We start from the raw sequence: 427 nt of genomic DNA on the forward strand, positions 1-427 counted from the left end.
ATCCCGAGGCCGCGCTGCTGCACTTCGCACAGTCCGCGACCACCGAGGAGTCGGCGGTGCTGCGCCGGGCGTTCCGCAGGAAAGCCGCCGGAAAATGACCGTCGCGCTGGCGCTGCTGCTCGGGTCCATCACGATGGGCTGGCTGGCACCGCGCCTGCTGCGGCGGCTCAGCGACCCGGTGGTCGCCGTCGTCGCCTGGCTCACCTCGATCGCCGCGGTCATGACGACCTCAGCCGTTGCCATGGTGCTGCTCCTGCTGCCCGAGCACGGCCTCGGCGCCCTCGACACCCTGCACCACTGCTGGGAGTCGGTGCGCCACGGCACTACCCCCACGATCGAAGTGATCAGCGGCCTCACCGGCGGCGCTCTGCTGACCGCTCTGCTCGTTCGGTTCGCGATCGTCGGTGCACGCAGCGCTCGGCAACGA

The 427-nt window shown here is 70.7% G+C and carries 1 pseudogene; it reads left to right on the plus strand.

The annotated features are described in order from the left end of the window. Positions 1 to 94 precede the first annotated feature (94 nt). A pseudogene (locus IG04_RS0141895) lies at positions 95 to 427 on the plus strand (M56 family metallopeptidase); the annotation flags it as partial.

It is taken from the genome of Lentzea albidocapillata (assembly GCF_000719115.1).
Classification (GTDB): Bacteria; Actinomycetota; Actinomycetes; order Mycobacteriales; family Pseudonocardiaceae; genus Lentzea; species Lentzea albidocapillata.